Source organism: Bifidobacterium scardovii JCM 12489 = DSM 13734 (genome assembly GCF_001042635.1).
GTDB classification, from domain to species: Bacteria; Actinomycetota; Actinomycetes; order Actinomycetales; family Bifidobacteriaceae; genus Bifidobacterium; species Bifidobacterium scardovii.
In genome coordinates this window covers 2383698-2403070 of record NZ_AP012331.1, presented here as the reverse complement: position 1 = coordinate 2403070, position 19373 = coordinate 2383698, and the positions used below count along the sequence as shown (strand labels likewise).

The window sequence follows — 19373 nt, the reverse complement described above, 5'->3', positions numbered from 1 at the left end:
CCTTCATTTATTCTTGCTGGTTTTCGCTGGTCCGGGGTCTGGGCATGAGGCTGGTGGTCTGCGCGTGCGTGTCGACGCTGCCGGACGCCTCATAGTCGCGCATGGCCTGTTCGCGCAGTTGGCTCACGAAGCACAGTTCGACCTGCGCGCCCCGGTACGCATGTTCGACCTTGTCCTGGTCGTGGCAGAAGTCCACGCTCATGCCGCACAACGGGCACAATCCGCTTTCGTAAACGTTCAGGGCGAGCATCCACGCCTGTTCGGTCCCGTCCCATTCCACGGGATCAGCCGGGGTGGGTGTCCATCCTTGGAATCGTTTGAGGGACATGCCGAGTTTCCTCGCGCATTCGAGGTTCATGCGCAGCCATGGGTTGGCTGCGATCAGGTCGGCTAGTCGACCGAGCCGAGCATGGTCAGGATCTCTTTTGGGAGTGCGCTGGCCGGCGTGTTCAGCGTCTGGATGGTCTGCAGGAGTTCCAATGACTGCGTGTCGGTCAGGCTTTTCGCAAGGCGTTGAATTTCGTCGCGGTCCATGTCGAGCGGCTTGCCGTGCGCGTCGGTCAGGCCGTCGACCATGGCGGGCAGGCTCAGGCTCAGCAGCAATGGCAGGTCCTTGGTGGTCTGTCCGTGTTCGGTTGTGGTGCATTGCAGGACGATCTGGTTCCATTCGTTGGATTTCAGGCCGTGCAGGGTGAGCGTGATCGTGGATTCGCGCACCCGGTCGGCCAGTTCGCGCAATCGGACGGTCAGCGCGTCGCGTTGGCGTCGGCTTGCCGCGGCTTCCGCTTCGGTGCGTCCGGACTCGTCCTTGAGATCGTTGAGCCGGTTCGCGGCGTCGATGCACTGGCGCAACGCGTCGAGGTCGGTGACGATCTCCTGTCGTGCGGTGGGCGTGGTTATGGTGATGTCCATTGGTGTTCTCCCGTTCCGATATTCCCCTTCTCCCGATTAAAAGGTTCCCCGCGCGGGAAGGGAAACGGAAGCGCGCGGGGAAGCATGGGGACCGGTCAGGGGTTTGCCGGACTGGTCACGCCGACCCGCAGGTCGGTGGACGTGACGGTGCCGGCCGACGCGCTGATGCGCGCGGTGCCGGCCTTCACGCCGGTGACCACGCCGTCGGCGACGGTCGCGATGGTCGGATCCTTGGACGCCCAGGCCACGTCGTGGCCGGTGGTCTTGTCCTCGTAGGTGACGGTCGCGGCCAAGGTGATGGTCCTGCCGGTTTCGACGCTCGTCGGTGGCGTGTCGCCGTCAGGGGCGGTGATCGTCACCGACGTCACGCTTTTGGGGCGATGACCGCGGTCTCGTCCCGCGACGCGGGGTCGGCGCTGAAGCTGATCGTGCTCAGCTGGCGCTGGTTGGCGGCGTGGGCGACCGGGGTGCGGATGCCGATGGTCACCGGGAACACCGACACCTTCTCGCCTTCCTTCCATGCCGAATCGGTGTCGGCGCCGCGCCGGCGCACGATGTACCATTTGCTGCCCTGCACGAGCTGTTCGACCGCGTCGTTCGACTCGGGCGTGTTCCCGTTCATCACGTTCACGTTGTCGAGGACCTGCATAGTGCCGTCCGTGTACTTCTCCTGTCCGGGGATCTGGCCCACGGCGGCGGCGCCCTCCCTGTCGTCGTCGATCATGTCCTGCGAGTGGGTCAGCTTCCACCCGTCGGACGTGAGCCAGTACGACAGGTCGACCGCCCCGTCGGCGGTCAGTTCGGCGAGGGTCGGCGCCTTCACGTCGGCGATCGACTTGACCGCGACGGTCTTGACGCGCCCGTCCTCCAGATGCGCGTTCACATTGTTCGGCATGATGTGTGTCCTTTCAAAAAAAAGAATGCCGGTTATTGCAATGGGTTGCGGGCCGGCTAGGCGCCGACCCGCCATGACAGGACGCGCATCACATACGCGCATCCCGTTCTTGGATCCGTCAGTTCCGACGCGTACACGCCGGAATCCCTGTACGGCACGAGCGCGGCCATCCCGTCGGGATGCCGTCCGTCGAACGCGTCCTGCAGGCGTTCGCACGCGATGTTCACGCCGTCCTCGTCCGCTCCGACCACGCGGATGTCCAGCTCCCAGACGCGGCAGGTGACGTTCACGGCCTCATTCAACGCGATGCCGGCGTTCAGGAGCCGGACGACGATCCACGGGGGCGCCGGACCGGTGGCCGTGTTCCAGTGGACGGGCCAGCCGGGCATGTCGGGCATGAGTTGCATGACGCGGCTTTTGGCTTCGAGATGGTTCATAGCAGGTCCGATGCCACCTCCTTCACATATCGGGCGGTGGCATCCAGTTCCTCTTCGCCATGCTCGTAGAACCGGTGGGTGCCGCCGCCTTTCGACGTGCCGAAGAACGCGAGGTTGGCCAGGCTGCCGGCGCCGCCCGATCGTGGCGCGATGTCCGCTTCGACCACCAGCCCCGTATCCTTCATCTCATAGGCGATGGGGATGCGGGCGATGGCCTCGTTGGACGAGCCGGCCACGTCGTCCTGTATCGCGGTCTTGATGTTCTGCGCGCCCTTCTTCACCGATGCGGCGATTCTGGCGTGCTTTCGCTCGGGTATGGCGGCGAGTCTCGCGGCCAGTTCCTTGACCTGGGACACGTCGATGTCGATGCCCGTCATCATTCCTCCCTGGGGATCTCGCGCACGTTCCAGCGTCGCGCCGTCGCGTGCGTCTTCTCGGACTGCATGTTGACCAGACGATAGCGGCGGCCGACCAGTTCGGGGTCATGGCTGGCCGTGCATTCGGCCATGTCCTTCCCCCGAATGCCGGTCGCGCTCATAGGCAGGTGCAGGTAGAGCGCCCATTCGGCGACGTTGCCACCGACGTTGCTGGACGCTCCGGTGGCGCTCACCCTGTCGGACGCCTCGCCTCCCGAGGTCTGCAGCTTGCCCTTGCCCTCGTAGACCGGTCTCATCACGGGCGTGCCGACCCCGGTATCGGGGTCCACCGTGGTCTCCCCCGTGTACCGGCTGATGCGATACGTGTCCGTCATCAGCGATTCGGCGAAACCGCGCAGTCGTTTTAGGCTGGCGGGGCGGAACGCGCCATTCATCGGCTCACCTTCGCGTTCAGGAATCCGGGGGAGTCGTCATCGTCGAACCAGTAGGGGAGCATGTCGAGACTGGCATGTTCGTCCCGTGTGGTGGAGATGACTCCCAACCCGCCGATCAGGGGGGATTGGTCGGCGATCAGGTCGTCCAGTGTCTGCATTTCGCTGGCGGTCAGATACAGGCCGGCCTCGTCGACCTTTCTGCTGCCGCCGTCCATGCCGTCGTCGATCTGCCTTGACCATGAGGTCTCGCCCTCCGGGTTCGAATAGAACCTGCCGGCGCAGGCGAGCGTCACATCCTCGATGTCCTCCGGCAGCGGGTCGACGAGCTTGTTGTTCTCGTCGACCCAACTGCGCTTCGTGTACCGGCGGATGCGGTTCGATGCGGCGCGGAGGCACCGTTGGGCGCGTTTCACGTCCTTTTCGTCGGTGATGTCCTCGCCGAGCCATTCGCCCAGGGCCGTTTCGTCGGCAAACGGGGGGAGTGCTGCCATCGTCTGCCTCCTCTCGACGCTAGGCGGCGATCACGCCGGCGGCGCGCAACTGCGCGAGCAGGCTGTTGACCGTTGCCGCTATGTCCGCCGCAGGGGCGTCGGCCGCGAGGTTAGGCACGGCAGCGCCCTTTCTGACGCCGCCCAACGCCTTGTCGGTCGCAGCCGGCAGCGTGTAGGCAAGCGCGGCCTTCGCGGCGTCGGTGAGTGCGCTGGCCCCTACCTTGCCGTCGGCCACGGAACCGTCGTCCTTGAGTCCGGCGAGCTTTGCGGTGAGCGTCGCGTCGAGTTTGGCGGGGATGACGGACGCATCATGCAGCTGTGCGCTGGTGACGGCGGTATCGCCGATCAGTCCTGTGGTCACGCCCTTGGCCGCGAGACCGATGGTGAGCGCCTGAGTATCGTCGTCACGGGTCACGGTCACGCCGGTGCCCGCGAGGAGCATTCCCGCGCCGACCGGGCCCGGCGTCGGGGTCGCGGAACCGCCTGTGATGTCGACGGGGTTGCCGGCGTCGTCGAACGCGGCGACCTCCGCGACGTCCTGTCCGTCGATGATGGCGGGCTGGGAAACGAATCGTATCTGCTTGGCCATCACTTGCCCGCCTTCGGAGTGATGAAGCCGGCCGGATACTGGGTGCCCTTGTCCGCGATGCGGGTGACCGGGTTGGCGACCTGGAAGCCGACGCGCATGACGACTCGCAGGGCCCTGGAGTCCTGCTGCATGAGGTTGTAGAGCACCTTGCCGTCCGCGTCGGAGATGACGCCCTGGTCGAACACCTGGTAGGTGATGTCCTGGCGGACGCCGACGACGAACTTGCTCCAGTCGGCGGCGAGCAGCACGGCCTTGGTGGCGTCCCACGCGCCGTTCTTGACCTCGTTGAGCGGGTAGCCGTACAGGCTGGCCGGAGCGCCCTGGGTCAGGTTCGGCGTGTAGATCGGCTGGCCGTTCGCGTCGCGCAGGCCGACGAGCTGCCAATTCAGGCCGGGCTGGGATGCGAAGCCATTGACGGCGAAGCCCTTTTTGCTCAGCGTTTCGCCGAGCTTGGCGACGTCCTGCGCGAGGTCGGCGCCGGTGCCCTGTGCGACGTTCGTGCCGGCGGCGGTGGCGCCGGCAAGAATGTCGGTGGTGTTCCATCCGGCGGGCTTGTCCACGCCGAAGATCGCGGCCGCGTCCACCTTCTTGCCGAACGCTTCGGCGATCAGCGGCTTGACGGCGTCCCACAGGTTGATCTTCGCGTCGTCCACGACGGAATCGGGGATCGGGACGATCACGGCGAGTTCCTCGGCGGTGATGGACACGTCCTCCCAGCCGGTCTTCGTGGTCTGCTTGAGCGCGCCCTCGTTGACCCAGTACGCTTCGGGCAGGGTGGCGAGCACGGGCTGGGTCTTCTTCGCGGAGCTCATCGGCACTCGCTTGGCGCGGGTGAGGATCACGCTGGATTCGGGCATGGTCTGGATGATCTCCTGGGAGATCTCGTCGGGGATGAGGCTCGTGCCGAGGTCGGTACGGCCGATGGTGCTGTCGAAATTGTCAGCCATTGGTTTGTCCTTACTTGGTGAGTGCGTCGCGCAGCCAGTCGGCGTTCTCGGTGACGGTGGGGTCGCCGCCGCCGGTGGGCTTCGCGCGCAGTATCGGGTTGATGTTCTTCTGGTCCGCACCGTCCGCCGCCTGTGCGGGGATGCGCGCCGCGAGCTTCGCGGCCTTGTCCGCGATCTCCTCGGGCGTCGCCGCGCCGAGAAGGTCGAAATCCTCTTCCTTGAGCTGCGGCCACTTGGAACGGGCGTCGGCCCACGCCTTCGCCCGGTCGGCCTCGGCTAGACGCGCCTGCGCCTCGCTCAGGTCGCGCTGCAGCTTTTCCTGCTCGGTGAGCTTGGAATCCTCGATCTCGCGCAGCTTCGCATTGCTCGACTCGTTGGATTCCCTGAGCTTCGCGTTGTCGGAACGCAGGTTCTCGATAAGCTTCCACGCCTTTTCCGGGCTGAAGTCCTCGCCGTCGCGCTCCCACGGCGGCTTCTGTCCTCCCTCGTCGGACTGTGCCGGCGGTTCGGGTTTCGCGACCGTGGTGTTCTGATCGTCGGTCTCGGTGTTTTCCTCGGCCATGGCCTTTCTCCTTTTCCGCCCGGCATGCGGGCATAAGAAAAGCCGCCATGAGTTCATGGCGGCTTGGGAAATCGAATGGGAAGCTGCTAGCTTGCAGGTATCGGATTGAGTTCTTCAAGGAATTCGCGACTGGACAGCATCATGCTTTCCTTGGCGGTGCAATACCGGGCTTGGCCGGATTCGAGGTCCACGAAGAACCCTTGGGGCAATCCTATGGCGGCGCCCGGTTCGCAGGACGACGGAACCGCATAAATGATGAGCTCTCCGTGATAGATGCCGGCGGGCTTGAGCAGGCGGAAACCTTGCCGGGATGCCTCCCGTCTCGCGTTCTCCGTCAGTTCCCTGATCGTCTTCATTGTTTCGCGACCTCCATCAACCCGGGTGCGATGTCCCTGTTCAGTTCCAGATTATCAATCCGGTAGACCCCGACACTACGGGGATCCACTTGGTATCGGTATAAATACTGTTTCAGGGTTTGTCTCGTTCCGGCTTGCGGGTCCACGACGATGATGGTCTTGCCATGGTTCGTCCATGGGCGTTCCAATACGACGATGTGCCCCACGTCTTGGTCCTGCCAGGAGAAGGACATGGCGTAGCGCTCCCCGGGACGGATGCGTTTGCCGATCCGTGCCTGCACTCTGTCGAACGTGTCGTGTCCGACGTTGTGGCGTGTGGGCTTGCGTCCGGTACGGGGATTCGTCCATGCGAGCGTGTTGTCGTTCATGACCTGTTTCGACTCGTCCGAGCCGAAGCCGCGCGCTTGGACGTTGACGCCACGCCGTCGCATTTCGTATGCGGGTACGCACGACTGGCAGTTGTTGCGGTATCGCCATCCATGCCCGTCGAATTTCGGGTTGGCGTGCGACTGGTCGGCTTTGCTGATGCTCATCGGCTTTCCGGGGTTGTCGATCGTCGCGTTGAGGGCCTGCTTGCGTTCCTGGAACTCCTTCGCCTTCCGCGCCGCGACCGCGGCGCGTCTGCTGGCTTTCGCGCTGGCCGTGTTGCGTCTGGCCACGCTGTCGCGGAAGTCCGCGTCGCGACGCATGAGCGGCAGCACGGTCTCCTGAGTTCTCGGCGTGCCCTTGGGCAGGCTTTCGGCGGCTCGATAGTAATCGTCGATCCACCGCTGCTCCCGTTCGGTGGGTTTCCAGTCACCGTAGACGACCTCGACGGTGCACCCGCAATGCGCATGATACTTCTTTCCCGTCTTGGCGCTAAGCCCGGCCTTGTCCTTGGATGTGTAGACGGGACCTCTGGTGACGAGCATCGCGCAAAACGCACACGGATCCCCGTCGGACACTCGACGCCAGCCGATGGCGCGCGAGTCCTGTTGGGCCCAGTGTTCGATCGTGGTGCGACCGCCGGTGAGCACGGCCTCGTGGAACACTCCGAGGAACAGGCTGCGCGCCGCGGCCCATGCCGCTTCCTGAGTTTCCCCGCGGGCGAGGTGCCACAGCACGTTCGTCGCGCCGGTCCAGTCGATCCGCTGCGCCATGCTCGCACGGTCGAAGCGTGGCATGGCGGTCTGGAAGCCGCCGTCGCCGGTTTCTGCCTCGCGGAAGCGGGGCAGGTATTCGTTGGCCGTCTGCGCGCTGATCCTCCACCATGTCTGCAGGAGTTGCAGGACGGCGTTCTTCCATATCGGCTGACTGGCCCTGAGGTTGTTCGGGTCGAGTGTGGCGTCCCAGATGCGTCGCGCCTGACTGTCGGCGGTGATGGCGAGCCTGACCTGGGCGCGCCGGTGCTTGTCGGTCAGCAGGGCGCCATTACTGGTCTGCGCCATCGTCCACCGCCGATGCGAGCTGTGCCTGGTATGCCTGCATGGCGAGCGTGTCCGCGTCGGGATGGGTTTCGACCCATTCGCGCCACGAGTCGGCGCGGCTCTTGGACACGCCGGGGATCATGTCCCACAACTGTTCCTTGGGTACGCCGAGCATCTGCGCGGCCTTGCCGAGCGCGTCCACCGCCTGGTTGATGGTGCGCACGTCCGTGTCCTCCCAGATGGGGGTCAGGTCGAAGTTGCGGGCATCGTCCACACGACCTTCGATGCCTGCGGCGAGCCGGAGCACGTCCATGTGGCTCACGCCGAAGCTTTTCTGGCGTTCGTCGCGCTTGGCGTAGAAGCCGGCGCGGGATTCGGCGATGCCGGCGTCACCCACGTTGACCATCTTGCCGAACGCCGTGGTCGGCGTCTGGGAGACGGCGGCGAGCTCCTCCACGTCGGCCTGCTTCGCCTCGATCAGACTGGACAGCGTGGTTTCGGGCAGGGTCCCGAATTGCACGCCCTCGCCGCCGGTGAGGATGTCCTCCTGGCTGAGCCTGGCCTTTCTGTCGGCGCGTTCCGCGTCGGACAGTTCCGTCATGTCCAGACCTGTCGCGGTACGAACCTTCCAGCTGTTGTAGTGCTGGGCGAGCAGACGGTCGTAGTTGTCCTTGTTCAGCCGGTTGGCGAGCGGGATGAACGGTTCGACCTCGCCGGGGGCGCGCCCCTGCAGGTCGAGGTCGTTCGTGTAGCGGACCACCGGGCACACCGGGTTGCCGTACGGGTCGGTCGCCAAGTGCGGCGTCGCCGACACGAATTCATAGGCGCCGTTCTCCCGCTTCCATTGCCAGACGTTCCACGAGTCCCACAGTTCGTACGAGCATGATTCCGGAGACAGGCGGCGCAGACGCATGAACGCCTGCGGGAACGCGTCCTTCGCCGGATCGTCGTACACGGCGATGCTTTCGCGCGGCGAATAGCAGTCGATACCGGCATGCACGCCACCCTGCGGCGACTTCACGGCGCGGACGGCCGCATAGGCGGACCCGTAAGCGATGGCCGTCTTGTGCAGGGCGACCTGCTTGCGGCCCATCCTGTTCTCCACCCACGGATGCCAGAACGCGCGGGCCGAATCCGTGTCCGCCTTGCCGGGAATGTCGACGCCCTCGAGATAGAGCGTCTGGGCGATGGTCGTGACCACGAGGCGCAGCCACGGCGTATGCCCCATGTCGCGCAGCATCCTGTGCTCGGGCGTGGCCCTGCGCAGGCGGATCGGCTTGGGATTCCACCGCCACCAGCGGTCGATGCGGTTCAGCTTCTCGATTTCGTCGCCGAACGCGGGCAGCAGCAGCGAACGCAACGCCTGTTCGGCCTCGGTTTCGTCGCCGTATTCGGTGATCACCATACCTGTCCGCCTCCTCTCTTGCGATTGTTCAGATATTCGCGTCGCATGCCTCGCGCGGCGATGGCGCAGAACGCGAGATCGATCTTGCGTTTCGATTCGCGGCCCTCCTTGGCGACGCTCATGCCGGCCCTCGTGGGCTGACGGCGCGCGTTGAGCATGTGCGCGCGCAGCCTCGCGTCGCCATCATGGGGAAAGTCCCTGTCGCAAATCGCCGTGTACGCCTGGTCGACGTATTCGACAAACCTTTTCTGCACGTCGAGGCGCACCATGTCGAACATGACCGAATGCCGGTCGCGTCCCTCGGGCCTCGCCCACAGCTTCAATCGGCGCCCGTAGACGCGGTGCCATGCGTCGAACAGCGGATCCCAGTAGTGCAATCCGGTTTCATCGTCCAGCACGTGGCTGGGATCGCCCCAGAACGCGACCACCCGGTATACGCGCATGGCCTCGCGCACCGCGTCGTCCACGCTCTCGCGAGGCACCTTCCATGTGTCGCCGCGCTTGCCCGGAGGCCTCTGCCACAGGCCGAGCGGCTTCGTGAAACCGTCGCTGACCCGGCATGCCACCAGTGCGGTCGCATCGTCGGTCAGCGAACAGTCGAGGAACATCGTGATCTCCTCGCCCGGTTCCAGTTTGAGTTCGGGATGCTCGTTGGCGTCCCACTCCTGCGAGGTGACGTAGGCGTCCTCGGGCGCCTCGCACTGGTTGAACCACTTGCGCCGCGATTCGCTGACGGGGTTCTTCGGATTGATGATCTCACGCACGATCTTCGCCGTGGACAGCCACGTGGAGTCGCCGCGAACGTCCTCGACGACCTTCGGTATCGACTCCTCGGTCATAGGAGTGTCCGGAGCGGCCTCGATCGAGTCGTAGAGCAGTCCGAAGTCCATGTATTTGGGGCGCAATCCCTTGTCGTCGCTGTTCGGGTCGCCCTGCGTGCCCTCCCACGCCTCGCGCACGCGCTGGGCCACGCTGTCCTCGCCGTCGCGGTACGCGTTGCAGATATCGAGCATCTTCACGTTGACCGAATCCTCGGACTTGGCCGCGTTACCGGACAGGACGCCGTCCATGTCATGGCCGCCGTTCGAGGAATTCCAGTTCTGCGTCTCGTTGCGGATCAGGAACGTGGGCCGACCGCCCTCCAATGCGAGGGGGCTTGAGGTGACAGCCTCGATCTGCCTGCTGTCGCCGAGCGCGTACATGTTCAGCTTGCCGAGCTGGATGCCGTAATGGCGTCGGGTCTCGGCGGGGATGAGCCCGGGCAGCAGTTTCATCGTGTTCTTCGTCTGCTCTTGGGACACGGCGCACACCTGCACCCATGCGTTCGGCTCCTCACGGCCCACGGGCTCTCCGTTGGCGTCGAAGTGGTCGAACGTGAGGTGAGCGAAGCATGACGTGACCGCGCCGCCGGCGGCCATCGGATCCTTGCCCCAGCCCTTGAGCCGCTGCAGCACCGCATTGTCGTGGATCGGCGTGCCGTGCTCGTCCAGACTGTAGTACCACAACCAGAAGCGGGCCTGCTCGTTCGTCCACTTCCACGGCGCCCGCTGCTTCGAGTTGCGCAGCCAGTAGCCGCTCCATGCGAGGAACTGCCAGCCGAGCGTGATCTCGGGCAATATCCAGCCGTTCTCGTCGCGCTTCCATGTCGGGCCGATCAGCGTCGGCTGCATGTTCCACCTGCGGGCGGGTTCGTTGGCGAGCGTGTCACGGTACCAGTCGATGATCTCCCGGTATTCGGCTTGGCGGGAGGGAACGTAGGCTGCGGATCGTTGTGTGCGCAGCCTCGCCATCACCCACCGTACGCCTTTCCCCACCGGGACTGGGCCACGTCGCGCATCCTAGTCGACCTGTCGCCCTCGTCGGCCGAAGCACCGGCCTTTTCGTCGGGTTCCGGCATGACGATGCGGGCGAGTGTCTTGGCGAGGTGCTCCTCGTCGAGCCTGAGCTGTGCGAGCAACGGATGCGCGACGATCTGCCCTTGACTGCCGGAGACCGTCAGGGTGTCGCCGATTGCGCGGCGTTCCTTGACGATACGGTCGGCGGTGTAGCAGGCGTTTTCCAGCATCCGGTATTCGGATTCCGTGAATTCCCACTTGTCGGTCAGGTCACGCCACAGGGTCTGGCCCTTGCCGTCCTTGATGAGCCCGGACGGCATGCGGTGCCCGGCTGTTTTTCTTGGGCGTGGCAACGTGCACCCCCTTTCGGGTCAGTCGAGACGTGCGATCACGTCGAACAGGAACGTCAGGTCGGCGAGCTTCGCCGGACTCTTGCGGAACCGGCGGCCCGTGTAGGTCATATAGCGTCCCTGACTGTAGGCCTCGACGTTCATGCCGAGATCATTGCGGACCTTCAGCCCGGTGCGTTCGGCGCAGCGTCCCCAGATGTGCAGGCCGTCGCCGCTCGGGCTGATCTCGATCCACGTGGAATCGGCCACGGGGGCGATCAGCATCTTCGCCCAGCCGGCCAGGTGGTTGCGTTCGTCGTAGCAGTGGTCGAGGTCGATGCACGCGAATCCGCCGCCAAGCGCGAATCCGAGACCGTCGCCCATGTCGGAGGATTCCGCGCTGACGAGCGCCGTCCATGTGGCGGGGTCGGTGCTGGACGCGGGGGAGCCGTCGCAGGTGACGGGCATCTTGGACGTGCCGTCGCCGCGCACGACTTTCTTCCAGCACACCCAGCGGTTCGCCATCGCCATCCCCGGCGGCACGGGCATTCGCTCCCCGGCCCGGTGCGCCGCCTGGCGGCACCGGTCGTCACAGAACCGACGTTTGCGGCCCCGACCCTGAGCCTCGGGGAGTTCCTTGTCACAAAATTCGCATCGTGTCACGCTTTAATTATATCGTGACAACGCTAACAAAACAAATAAATGGCGTAATATCAACGATTAATTAATATCGTGACATCGCTCAAAAAACAGGCGTTGCTTAAACCGTACAACCCACGCAAACGCATCGGATGACGCTGAGAGGCGAATAAAGCCACGCAGAACAGCGGAACGAGAAACAGCCCAAGAAAAATGAGACCATCCGGAAAACGAACGTTTGGGCCGCATGCATGATCGGAAGTGCTATCCGGCGGTTACACCGACAATCGGGGGGAGTCCCTCCCCACCCCGGCCGGGTCGGTCGAGCAGGCCGGGAAATCGTTCCCTTGGATGCTTGCGCGTGTGCGCTCGTCTGGTGTTCCTTTCCGCGTTCTCGCGCTCCGTTTTCGCTTTATGACAAGGATGCGACAGCCATTGCAGGTTGTCAAGACTGTGGTTGTCGCCGGCGATGATGTGGTCGCAGTCCGTGCCGATCCCATCGCATTCCGGCACATGATGCTCGGCCTGGCATCTGCCGTGCGCGCGCATCCTGACCTGCTGTCGGCGCCACCCCCAATCATCGGGCAGTCGGCTGCGTCTGTCGCTGCTATTCCAGTTAGTCCTTCGTCTGTCCATGTAGCCCTCGACCTCTCACATGCCGGTGGCATCTCCCGACCGGCAGCAGGTCGCCAATGAATGCGGATATGCGAAGACCCGGATCGGTTGATCCGGGTCTTCAGACACTTCTGCCATTGCTATTGTGCGTGACACCCGGTTTTCAGTCCAGCTGCGACACGCCGGCGATGACCAGCCTATACGCGTCGCAGTAGGCGATGCCCTGCGGGCTGCGGGTGAGTCTGCCTCGTTGAACCCATTTGCGGATCGTGGCCGCGCGCAGGGTGATGCCGGCGTCGGTGAACGCGCGCGCGATACCGGCCGCCGACCCGCGCCTGGAATCATCGAAGCACAATCGCTCGAGTCGCTTGAGTTTGACGGTTTGGACGCGCTGCTCGCGTCCGCATACGGGGCAGGTGACCCACTGGTCGCGGCTGCCGGCGGTCAGCATGGTCGCGCAGCATTCGCAGGTCCCGATCTCGCGGTGTTCTTCGGGCGGATCCAGCACATGATCGATCCTGACGGCGAGATCGGCGAGAACGTCCAGATACATGCCGGCGTCGGGGAACATGGCGAGACGCGGATGCCCGGCGCACGTGATGAGGGTCATGCGCAGATCCTCGCACTGCGGATCCGGCGCATCCAAGTGCGCGTCGATCCCGTCCAGTCGGCGCCGCAGCTCATAGGCGGTGCTGTCGAGGATGTCGATCAGGTCCAGCACGTCGAGGCGGATCGGCGTGGGCGGGGTGGCGGTCTGGATCCTGACGGGCGAATGGCCGCCCGGATGCAGGGTCGCGTCCAGACTGTCGTGCAGGGGCATGATGTCATTGGCGAGCCGGATGAGCGTATGGAAGAACGTCATCTCGCATGCAGTGCAGAGCGTATGGTTTTCGGTGGTGTCGTTGTGACAGTGCTGGCATTCCATGATGGCGTCCCTCCGACGGATCGGCTAAACTGAGTATTTGCGACTACTCGCCCTGGCCGACCCGTTCGGTTGGGGCTTTTCTCTTTTTCAGGTCCGCCAATGGCATGTTCCACAGGCGTTCGAACTCGGCGATCTCCTCGTCCGACAGGTGTGCGTCGAAGACCGGTTTGCCGGGCGGTCGTTCCTTGCGTGGTGGCGTGAATCCCGTGGAGCTGACCCGCATGCGCGCGCACTCGTGTCCGGCGAGGTACAGGCCGTCCGGTCTGATGCCCCGCTGTCCGCACACCTCGACCAGCACGGGCTGACGGAACACGTTGTTCCACTCGATCCGTGCCAACCGTTTGTCCAGGATGATCGCCACCGCAATGTCCCCGTCGCGGATGATGCCCGCGTCATAGGTGTCCCATACGCCCGTCTGTTGGACGATCACCCATCGGCCGCATCCGGGGCAGACCATGGGCTCGAGTTTGGCGAGATTGCCCGACGGCGCGAACACGCGCAACCATGCCGGCTTGCGTTCCCTAGCCTTCGGCTTCATCGGTCAGGTCCTCCCTGTTGAATCGTGTTTCGACGCGGATCGCGAAGTCGATCGCCGCCCGCCACCCGGTCTCATAGCCGGTGACGTACGCTTCCGCCGGACTGGCCGCGCCGACGAGCTCGTTCCTGGTGAGCGCGTCGATCGCCTGTCGGGTGAGATCAAAATGCTGGCCGGTCATGATTCCTCGCTTTCGACCGTGTGGCAGTTCGCATCGAGCCAACGGGCGATGGTGCGGAAGTCTGCAGCCCATTGGATCCGCATCTCCCTCTCCCGCTCATCCTTGGGGACGGGCTTGGGAATGTCGAAGTCGAGTACTGAGTACTCAGGTTTCTTCAGGAAGTGGCTGCGGGCTGGTCTGCCTTGGTGTTGGGGAACCCGCTTGTAGTTGACGATTTGGAGGATATGCAGCATCTCCAAGGCTTTTGCCGGGTCGAAGTTCGGGGTGTCGGGATTGTTGTCGAACCGCTGGCGCAGCTCGGGTACCGTGCCTTCGCCGTTGGCGAGCTCCCATGCGGTTTCTTCGATCTGCTCTTTGAATGTGAGGGTCATTATCCGGTCTCCTTTGATGTGGGAAAAACTAGTGTTGTCGAGAGGTGTTTTGGGGCTTTCCCGAGGGGCGAGCCGTAGTTTTTCCCACACCCGGTCACACACGTAGTGTGACCGGGGATGTTGGGAAAAGCTAGACTCGGTGGCTCCAGTTTTTCCGGGAAAGACTGGGAAAAACTGGGAAAAACGGGAAAAACTAGATTTCGAAGTGGTTTTCGGCATCCAATTCGCTCGCCTCCCCCCTGCTCATTCGATCCACGTATGCGTCCGATTTCGGGTCGTCGATCTGCCGGTAAGGTCGTACCGTTTTGAATATTGACCGGTTGTTGCGTCCGGAGCGGTTCGAAATGAACCCCTCCCGCAGGAGCAGGTTCACGGCCTTGCTCATGACGGCGGTGCGCGCGCTCGAGCCGTCGTCCTTCAACGCTTGGAACAGTTCGGACTGGTTCGGCTCCTCCACGGAGTCTTCCAGTATGCGGCTGATGCGTTCCATGAGTCCGGTGGGTCGGAAGTCGTCGCGTTTCGCCGGTCTGTCGTCGACGGGCATCATGTTGGGCCGTGCGATGGTGACGCGCATGATGTTCGGGTCGGTGCTGTTGATTTCGATCCGGGCTGCTTCGCGCAGGTGGCTGCCGTTGCCGGTCCATGCCGACGCGCAATGCTCCTCGATTTCGCTGATCCTGTCCTTGCCGCTTTTGATGACGATGGTGCCGCGCAAGCCCCTGCCGACTGGTCGGGTCATGTCCACGCTGTAGCTGATGCCGTCGATCAATGCGAGTTTCTGCATGCTGCCGCCGGCGTAGCGGCCGCGATTGTCTTTGGACTTGACGACGTGGTCGATGAGTACGACGGCTGGCCCGCAGGCTGAGATGAGTCGGGGCATGGTGTTGTACCAGGCGGCGATATCATCACCGCTGTTGCTGTCGAGGCCGGCGTAGGCGAGGCAGCTGGTGACGCCGTCGATGATGGCCAGTGTGGCCGTGTCCGCGTACTGGAGGGTTTCCTGCCAGCCGGTGAGGCTGGTGGGGCTGCTGGGCTTCGCGGACGGGCGTACGTAGTGCAGGTGGTTGATGATCTGTTCGGCCGTCACGCCGAGCAGTAGGAGTCGTTTGACGACGTTGCGTGCCGAGTCCTCGTAGTCGATGTAGATCACGTCATGCTCCTGTTTGAGTTCTTGGGATGTTGCGATCTGAGCGATCATGCTTTTGCCGCATCCGGGCTCGCCGTGCAGGTCGTTGACCGCGCCCCGGTAAAACAGGCCTTGTCCATCCTCGCGTTGGAACACGGTGGGTGTGGGTGGCAGTTCAATACCGGACGCGAGTTGGGTGAGGTCCTCGAACCGCCAGCTGGAGGGGGCGGGGGTATTCGCCTCGCGACCTTCCGCCGACCCGTTTTGAACTTGCGGGACGGGAATTGAACCGTTTTGAACCGGCGTCGCTCCAACGTTTTGAACCTTCTGCGGGTGGCTTTCCGCATGTGTGCCGTCTTGGGTGGGGTCTTTGAACTCTCCGGGCAGCATGCGTTCGATCTTCGACTGCTCGCACGGATCCACACGGGAGGGGATGCCGTTGACCTTTCCCATTGCGCCGTTGAGGATCGCGGCCCATTCGCGTGCCGCCTCACGCTCCTTGCCCTGACGGTCGGGAGCCACCTCGGAGATGAACCGGGGTTTGAGCTGGTTGATCGCATCCAATGCGCCGCGATGCCCCTCCTGCGCGAAGTTAACCAAAGCCCAGACGGCCTGCAGTGTGGTGTCATGACGTGAGCCTTTGCTGGCCGGGTTGGCGAGTGTCTTGTCGAGGAACGTGTTGATGGCCTTGCACATGCGGTCGTCATAACCCATCGAATTCGAGGGGTTTAAAGTGGCCGAATTCGACGTTTTTTCGCGGTCGGGTTTGCGCAGCCGGTCCACCCACTCCGATGGCAGGGTCGCCAGATCCGCGATGCGGGGGATCGTGCCGGCGGGCGAGCCGCCCGGCGTATACCAGCAGTACATTTCGCCGGATGGGTGGATGGACGGCCAGACCACGCTGTACCGGTGGCCGGGCTGCAGGATGTCGACGCCTTCGATCGCGCCTCCACGCCATGCGAGACCTTCGGGGACCCTATAGAACAGGTGGCGCGCCGGCGAGTCGATGCCGTGGGCTGTGCTGCTCCATGTTGCCGGCAATGCGCCGAGCTCCCGTGCGAGTTCGCTGATGCCCTTGGCGCCGTCTGCCTTGACCTGGTGGCCTTGTGCGGCGTCGATGTCCAGCACGAGCACGCCTTCGGGGATGACGATGCCCGTGTTCGCGTTCGGATTCGCCTGGGCCCATAGTCGTATCTGCTCGTCGGTGACGGGCTTGCGGCTGCGTCCCGTATAGCCGCTGGGTGGTGGGGTTTTCCTGCCTTCGGGCAGGGGGATGACCTGCATCCAGCCGGCCGCGCGGTAGAGTGGCTCGGCTGCCGCGTACCCGTAGATGTCGGTCATCTTGGATCCTCCTGTATTACTGGGGTGTTATGTGGTGCCGTGCGCGTCGTTGCAACTGCGCCGGCCGCTTGGCTACGGCTACGGCTATGGGCGGATGGTTAGAATTCGGGCTCCTCGCCACTGGTGGCGTCCGGGTGGGCCGTGGGGTTGGCCGCGTCCGTGATCGCCGTCACCGTTTCGACGGGTACGCCGAGCATGCCCGCGATCTCCTGCGGGGGCTTGCCCAACGCCTTGAGCTGCAGGACCTGCTGCGCGTTCACCTGCGGCTGCTGGGGCTGCTGGATCTGCACCGGTTGCACTGGTGGCTGGGCTTGCATGGGACGCCCGGACCACGGGTCCACCATGCTCGGCTGCTGCGGCAGGGGCTGCTGGACCGGAGACGCCTGCTGCGGCGCGTACTGCTGCTGCGGGTAACCCTGGGGTTGCTGCGGGGGAGCTGTCTGCACTGGCTGCTGGGACTGGTTCCCGTTCGCGGGTTCGATGTGGAACGAGAACACCTTCGGCGGTTGGGGTGCGTTGCCGCGTTCGCCCAACCCGATGTAGGTTTCGGTGATGGTGTCGCCCGGCTTCGGGATCTTCACGCCGGCCTGCTGGCATGCATCGCGGAACGCCTTCAGTTGGATCCCCCAGCCTTTGACCCAGAGGCTGCGGCGTCCGTCATCGTCGTCCACGCTCGGGTCGCGCAACTGGGTCTGGATGATGATGTGGATCTGCTCTTTCGGGCGTCCGTCGTTCCAGTAGGCGGGCTGCTTGGTCTGGAAGTCGTTGACCTGCGTGGGTTCGATCTTCTCGATGACGCCGGTGACCGTGTCTCCGGGCTGGCTGTTCGCGCCGAAGAACGCCTTGGCGCTGTTGCCGGCGAGCAGGTCCCCGAGCGAGCTCAACTGGACGGGTTGACGCTGTTGGGGCTGGTAGCCGTACGCCTGCTGGGGGTATCCGCCGTACTGCTGTTGTGGTTGCTGTCCGAACATGATGTGTTCCTTTCAATGGTTGGTTATTCGGTGAATTGGTATTCGGGTTCGACGAGGGGAATGAGTCGGACCCATTTGGCGGGCACGTCCGGCCACGGCTTGGCGTCGAACTCCGGCAATGCGCTCATGTCGGGCCACACGTGGCCCTTGCAGGAGAAGCACTTGTCGGGTCCGGTAGTCGGCAGTTGCCTGATCCAGCTGTCGCGCACTTCGATGCCTTCGGCCTGTTCGATGATGTCCATGAGGTTGACGAGCAGTTGGGCCCGGCTCAACGCCCATTGGCCGGGTTTCGGGTCGAACCTGGTCTCCCAGGGCAGCGCGTCGCCGAGGCTGGTTTTGTTTCGGGGCAGGAAGTAGATGCAGTTGCGCTCCACCCGCTCGCCCTCGTTCGCCAGTCCCACGCCGTACAAGCTGGCCTGTATCCGGTACTGTTGCGAGGGTCCGTGGGCCTTGACCTTGGTGACGGTCGTGTTGCCGACGATCTTCCAATCGATGGTGCTATGGGTCTTCCTGTCCCACAGGTCGATGCTGCCGGTCACGTCGTAGCCGCCGTGCAAGCCCTGCAAACGGCCTACGGTGACCCGGTATTCCGACCGCCAGCGTTCCACGAGCTCGGTCACATTGTCTTCGCCCGTATAGGAGAACTGGTGTGCCGGATCCGCATCGAGCTTTTGGAACAGTCGCTCGAAGTGGGCGTGCACGCATGTGCCGATGAACGGCAGCCATCCGGGGGAGCGGCGTTCGGGCCATCCCGCCAGCTTCGCCGCCAGACAGTGCACGCAGTCCGTGCCCAGTTCGCTGGGACCGATCTCGCGTTGCAGTTCGCGCGGCGCGTTCTGGATATCGTTTTCGATGAGCTGGCGGATTTCCGGCCATAGTTTCGGTTCCTCCATCGTGTCCACCCGGGGTTTCGGCGTTGATGGTGGGGTCTGCAGCACGTCCTGCGTTTGGGCAGTCGGACGGGTCAGGTCGATGGGGATCGCGTCACTCATCGTCATCCTCCTCTTCGATGGTGATGGTTGCGCTGGTGTAGGTGACGTCGTCCTCGTTGATGTCCTGGTCGAGCACGTCGTCCACGCACACCGTGTTGTTGTTGAGCGCGGTCAGCACGTTCGCCTCATTGGGCTCGCCCATGCCGGCCGGCCATGAGACGACCAGCTTCTGCTGCACTGTGGCGTGCCCGCTGGCGATTACGCATAGGCTGCTCATGAGATCACCACCTGCGGTTTGCCGGCGACCTGATAGCCGGCCAATGCGACCGGCGCGAACGCTCCCCGCACCGCCCGCGTATCCAATGCGCTCTTGTACAACTGCGGATAGTCGGTTGCGGGATAATCCTTGCCGAGCTTCGCGGTGTCGAGCCGCATGGGCCCGTTTTTGACGGTGACCTTGAGCTGGCCCGCCTGGTAGGTGCCAGGCGTATGCGAGTCCAGAATTTGGCTTTTGAGGCTTTCGAGCTCGTCCTCGCGGGTTTTGATCTCCCCTTGCAGTTCGACGATTCGCGCCGCCTGCGCCTGCAGCAATCGGGCCTTGCGCTCCGCGTCCTCGGGTTCCGCGGTCCCGGTTTCCGGCGACAGGGCCGGCTCCCGGAACATGGGCGACAGAGTGTTATTCGCAGTCATGGTGTGTTCCTTTCACGAGTATCCGGGTGCCGGAATTGAGTGGCACCCATTGGGTCTTGTGCGTCCTGTATT

At 63.9% G+C, this 19373-nt stretch carries 26 protein-coding genes; all 26 read right to left on the bottom strand.

Features of this window, described 5'->3' with window-relative positions:
* Window positions 1-7 precede the first annotated feature (7 nt).
* Window positions 8-328 carry a hypothetical protein gene (locus BBSC_RS09925; RefSeq protein ID WP_051923170.1) on the bottom strand — a complete coding sequence of 107 codons (321 nt, stop codon included), beginning with the start codon at window positions 326-328 and terminating at the stop codon, window positions 8-10.
* A 62-nt stretch (window positions 329-390) separates the two neighbouring features.
* Window positions 391-912, bottom strand: coding sequence for a hypothetical protein (locus tag BBSC_RS09920; RefSeq protein ID WP_033519158.1), 522 nt, complete (start codon window positions 910-912; stop codon window positions 391-393).
* Window positions 913-1007: 95 nt separating this feature from the next.
* A complete protein-coding gene (locus tag BBSC_RS13995) occupies window positions 1008-1271 on the bottom strand; it encodes an Ig-like domain-containing protein (RefSeq protein ID WP_161787657.1) in 264 nt (87 codons plus the stop codon).
* A gap of 5 nt (window positions 1272-1276) precedes the next feature.
* Window positions 1277-1807: a phage tail tube protein gene (locus BBSC_RS13990; protein WP_033519156.1), complete on the bottom strand. Its 531-nt coding sequence runs from the start codon at window positions 1805-1807 to the stop codon at window positions 1277-1279.
* A 56-nt stretch (window positions 1808-1863) separates the two neighbouring features.
* Window positions 1864-2244 carry a hypothetical protein gene (locus BBSC_RS09905; RefSeq protein WP_033519155.1) on the bottom strand — a complete coding sequence of 127 codons (381 nt, stop codon included), beginning with the start codon at window positions 2242-2244 and terminating at the stop codon, window positions 1864-1866.
* A complete protein-coding gene (locus BBSC_RS09900; RefSeq protein WP_231648976.1) occupies window positions 2241-2624 on the bottom strand; it encodes a hypothetical protein in 384 nt (127 codons plus the stop codon). Before BBSC_RS09900 ends, BBSC_RS09905 begins: the two co-directional genes overlap by 4 nt.
* Window positions 2621-3055, bottom strand: a complete 435-nt coding sequence (locus BBSC_RS09895; RefSeq protein WP_033519154.1) for a DUF6093 family protein — start codon at window positions 3053-3055, stop codon at window positions 2621-2623. The genes BBSC_RS09900 and BBSC_RS09895 overlap by 4 nt, the downstream gene beginning before the upstream one ends.
* Window positions 3052-3546 carry a hypothetical protein gene (locus tag BBSC_RS09890; RefSeq protein WP_033519153.1) on the bottom strand — a complete coding sequence of 165 codons (495 nt, stop codon included), beginning with the start codon at window positions 3544-3546 and terminating at the stop codon, window positions 3052-3054. Before BBSC_RS09890 ends, BBSC_RS09895 begins: the two co-directional genes overlap by 4 nt.
* A gap of 19 nt (window positions 3547-3565) precedes the next feature.
* Window positions 3566-4135 (bottom strand): head fiber protein, encoded by a 570-nt coding sequence (locus BBSC_RS09885; protein ID WP_033519152.1) that lies wholly within the window; start codon window positions 4133-4135, stop codon window positions 3566-3568.
* On the bottom strand, window positions 4135-5082 hold the full coding sequence (locus tag BBSC_RS09880) for a phage major capsid protein (RefSeq protein WP_033519151.1): 948 nt from the start codon (window positions 5080-5082) through the stop codon (window positions 4135-4137). Before BBSC_RS09880 ends, BBSC_RS09885 begins: the two co-directional genes overlap by 1 nt.
* A 10-nt stretch (window positions 5083-5092) precedes the next feature.
* Entirely contained in the window at window positions 5093-5644 is a 552-nt protein-coding gene (locus BBSC_RS09875) for a hypothetical protein (protein WP_033519150.1), read from the bottom strand.
* A gap of 86 nt (window positions 5645-5730) precedes the next feature.
* On the bottom strand, window positions 5731-6000 hold the full coding sequence (locus BBSC_RS09870; RefSeq protein ID WP_033519149.1) for a hypothetical protein: 270 nt from the start codon (window positions 5998-6000) through the stop codon (window positions 5731-5733).
* A complete protein-coding gene (locus tag BBSC_RS12895; protein ID WP_051923172.1) occupies window positions 5997-7427 on the bottom strand; it encodes a VG15 protein in 1431 nt (476 codons plus the stop codon). Before BBSC_RS12895 ends, BBSC_RS09870 begins: the two co-directional genes overlap by 4 nt.
* Window positions 7411-8811: a phage portal protein gene (locus tag BBSC_RS09860; protein WP_144414466.1), complete on the bottom strand. Its 1401-nt coding sequence runs from the start codon at window positions 8809-8811 to the stop codon at window positions 7411-7413. The genes BBSC_RS12895 and BBSC_RS09860 overlap by 17 nt, the downstream gene beginning before the upstream one ends.
* Window positions 8805-10601: a terminase gene (locus BBSC_RS09855; protein ID WP_033519148.1), complete on the bottom strand. Its 1797-nt coding sequence runs from the start codon at window positions 10599-10601 to the stop codon at window positions 8805-8807. Before BBSC_RS09855 ends, BBSC_RS09860 begins: the two co-directional genes overlap by 7 nt.
* Window positions 10601-10999, bottom strand: a complete 399-nt coding sequence (locus BBSC_RS09850; RefSeq protein WP_033519147.1) for a hypothetical protein — start codon at window positions 10997-10999, stop codon at window positions 10601-10603. The genes BBSC_RS09855 and BBSC_RS09850 overlap by 1 nt, the downstream gene beginning before the upstream one ends.
* Before the next feature lie 18 nt (window positions 11000-11017).
* The gene (locus BBSC_RS09845; RefSeq protein ID WP_231648975.1) at window positions 11018-11500 is read right to left on the bottom strand and encodes a bifunctional DNA primase/polymerase; all 483 of its coding nucleotides are present in this window, start codon (window positions 11498-11500) and stop codon (window positions 11018-11020) included.
* Between the two features lie 892 nt (window positions 11501-12392).
* Complete coding sequence (locus BBSC_RS09840) at window positions 12393-13154, bottom strand: hypothetical protein (protein ID WP_033519145.1); 762 nt, start codon at window positions 13152-13154, stop codon at window positions 12393-12395.
* Between the two features lie 43 nt (window positions 13155-13197).
* Window positions 13198-13692, bottom strand: a complete 495-nt coding sequence (locus BBSC_RS09835; protein WP_033519144.1) for a hypothetical protein — start codon at window positions 13690-13692, stop codon at window positions 13198-13200.
* Entirely contained in the window at window positions 13676-13870 is a 195-nt protein-coding gene (locus BBSC_RS09830) for a hypothetical protein (RefSeq protein WP_033519143.1), read from the bottom strand. The genes BBSC_RS09835 and BBSC_RS09830 overlap by 17 nt, the downstream gene beginning before the upstream one ends.
* Window positions 13867-14241, bottom strand: a complete 375-nt coding sequence (locus BBSC_RS09825; protein ID WP_033519142.1) for a hypothetical protein — start codon at window positions 14239-14241, stop codon at window positions 13867-13869. The genes BBSC_RS09830 and BBSC_RS09825 overlap by 4 nt, the downstream gene beginning before the upstream one ends.
* Window positions 14242-14434: 193 nt before the next feature.
* A complete protein-coding gene (locus BBSC_RS09820) occupies window positions 14435-16708 on the bottom strand; it encodes a bifunctional DNA primase/polymerase (RefSeq protein WP_033519141.1) in 2274 nt (757 codons plus the stop codon).
* A 98-nt stretch (window positions 16709-16806) separates the two neighbouring features.
* A complete protein-coding gene (locus BBSC_RS09815) occupies window positions 16807-17679 on the bottom strand; it encodes a hypothetical protein (protein ID WP_046726024.1) in 873 nt (290 codons plus the stop codon).
* A gap of 23 nt (window positions 17680-17702) precedes the next feature.
* Window positions 17703-18671 carry a hypothetical protein gene (locus tag BBSC_RS09810; protein WP_231648974.1) on the bottom strand — a complete coding sequence of 323 codons (969 nt, stop codon included), beginning with the start codon at window positions 18669-18671 and terminating at the stop codon, window positions 17703-17705.
* Window positions 18664-18888 carry a hypothetical protein gene (locus BBSC_RS09805; RefSeq protein ID WP_144414465.1) on the bottom strand — a complete coding sequence of 75 codons (225 nt, stop codon included), beginning with the start codon at window positions 18886-18888 and terminating at the stop codon, window positions 18664-18666. Before BBSC_RS09805 ends, BBSC_RS09810 begins: the two co-directional genes overlap by 8 nt.
* Window positions 18885-19301 carry a hypothetical protein gene (locus tag BBSC_RS09800; protein WP_033519139.1) on the bottom strand — a complete coding sequence of 139 codons (417 nt, stop codon included), beginning with the start codon at window positions 19299-19301 and terminating at the stop codon, window positions 18885-18887. Before BBSC_RS09800 ends, BBSC_RS09805 begins: the two co-directional genes overlap by 4 nt.
* Window positions 19302-19373 lie beyond the last annotated feature (72 nt).

Excerpts from the sequence above, each read along its gene's own strand:
- BBSC_RS09920 (WP_033519158.1), bottom strand. The coding sequence starts at position 912 with ATGGACATCACCATAACCACGCCCACCGCACGACAGGAGATCGTCACC.
- BBSC_RS09810 (WP_231648974.1), bottom strand. The coding sequence starts at position 18,671 with ATGAGTGACGCGATCCCCATCGACCTGACCCGTCCGACTGCCCAAACG.
- BBSC_RS09895 (WP_033519154.1), bottom strand. The coding sequence starts at position 3,055 with ATGAATGGCGCGTTCCGCCCCGCCAGCCTAAAACGACTGCGCGGTTTC.
- BBSC_RS09800 (WP_033519139.1), bottom strand. The coding sequence starts at position 19,301 with ATGACTGCGAATAACACTCTGTCGCCCATGTTCCGGGAGCCGGCCCTG.
- BBSC_RS09905 (WP_033519155.1), bottom strand. The coding sequence starts at position 2,244 with ATGAACCATCTCGAAGCCAAAAGCCGCGTCATGCAACTCATGCCCGAC.
- BBSC_RS09825 (WP_033519142.1), bottom strand. The coding sequence starts at position 14,241 with ATGACCCTCACATTCAAAGAGCAGATCGAAGAAACCGCATGGGAGCTC.
- BBSC_RS09840 (WP_033519145.1), bottom strand. The coding sequence starts at position 13,154 with ATGGAATGCCAGCACTGTCACAACGACACCACCGAAAACCATACGCTC.
- BBSC_RS09855 (WP_033519148.1), bottom strand. The coding sequence starts at position 10,601 with ATGGCGAGGCTGCGCACACAACGATCCGCAGCCTACGTTCCCTCCCGC.
- BBSC_RS09805 (WP_144414465.1), bottom strand. The coding sequence starts at position 18,888 with ATGAGCAGCCTATGCGTAATCGCCAGCGGGCACGCCACAGTGCAGCAG.
- BBSC_RS12895 (WP_051923172.1), bottom strand. The coding sequence starts at position 7,427 with ATGGCGCAGACCAGTAATGGCGCCCTGCTGACCGACAAGCACCGGCGC.
- BBSC_RS09830 (WP_033519143.1), bottom strand. The coding sequence starts at position 13,870 with ATGACCGGCCAGCATTTTGATCTCACCCGACAGGCGATCGACGCGCTC.
- BBSC_RS13990 (WP_033519156.1), bottom strand. The coding sequence starts at position 1,807 with ATGCCGAACAATGTGAACGCGCATCTGGAGGACGGGCGCGTCAAGACC.
- BBSC_RS09860 (WP_144414466.1), bottom strand. The coding sequence starts at position 8,811 with ATGGTGATCACCGAATACGGCGACGAAACCGAGGCCGAACAGGCGTTG.
- BBSC_RS09835 (WP_033519144.1), bottom strand. The coding sequence starts at position 13,692 with ATGAAGCCGAAGGCTAGGGAACGCAAGCCGGCATGGTTGCGCGTGTTC.
- BBSC_RS09885 (WP_033519152.1), bottom strand. The coding sequence starts at position 4,135 with ATGGCCAAGCAGATACGATTCGTTTCCCAGCCCGCCATCATCGACGGA.
- BBSC_RS09820 (WP_033519141.1), bottom strand. The coding sequence starts at position 16,708 with ATGACCGACATCTACGGGTACGCGGCAGCCGAGCCACTCTACCGCGCG.
- BBSC_RS09870 (WP_033519149.1), bottom strand. The coding sequence starts at position 6,000 with ATGAAGACGATCAGGGAACTGACGGAGAACGCGAGACGGGAGGCATCC.
- BBSC_RS09875 (WP_033519150.1), bottom strand. The coding sequence starts at position 5,644 with ATGGCCGAGGAAAACACCGAGACCGACGATCAGAACACCACGGTCGCG.
- BBSC_RS09815 (WP_046726024.1), bottom strand. The coding sequence starts at position 17,679 with ATGTTCGGACAGCAACCACAACAGCAGTACGGCGGATACCCCCAGCAG.
- BBSC_RS09900 (WP_231648976.1), bottom strand. The coding sequence starts at position 2,624 with ATGATGACGGGCATCGACATCGACGTGTCCCAGGTCAAGGAACTGGCC.
- BBSC_RS09845 (WP_231648975.1), bottom strand. The coding sequence starts at position 11,500 with ATGGCGAACCGCTGGGTGTGCTGGAAGAAAGTCGTGCGCGGCGACGGC.
- BBSC_RS09880 (WP_033519151.1), bottom strand. The coding sequence starts at position 5,082 with ATGGCTGACAATTTCGACAGCACCATCGGCCGTACCGACCTCGGCACG.
- BBSC_RS09925 (WP_051923170.1), bottom strand. The coding sequence starts at position 328 with ATGTCCCTCAAACGATTCCAAGGATGGACACCCACCCCGGCTGATCCC.
- BBSC_RS09890 (WP_033519153.1), bottom strand. The coding sequence starts at position 3,546 with ATGGCAGCACTCCCCCCGTTTGCCGACGAAACGGCCCTGGGCGAATGG.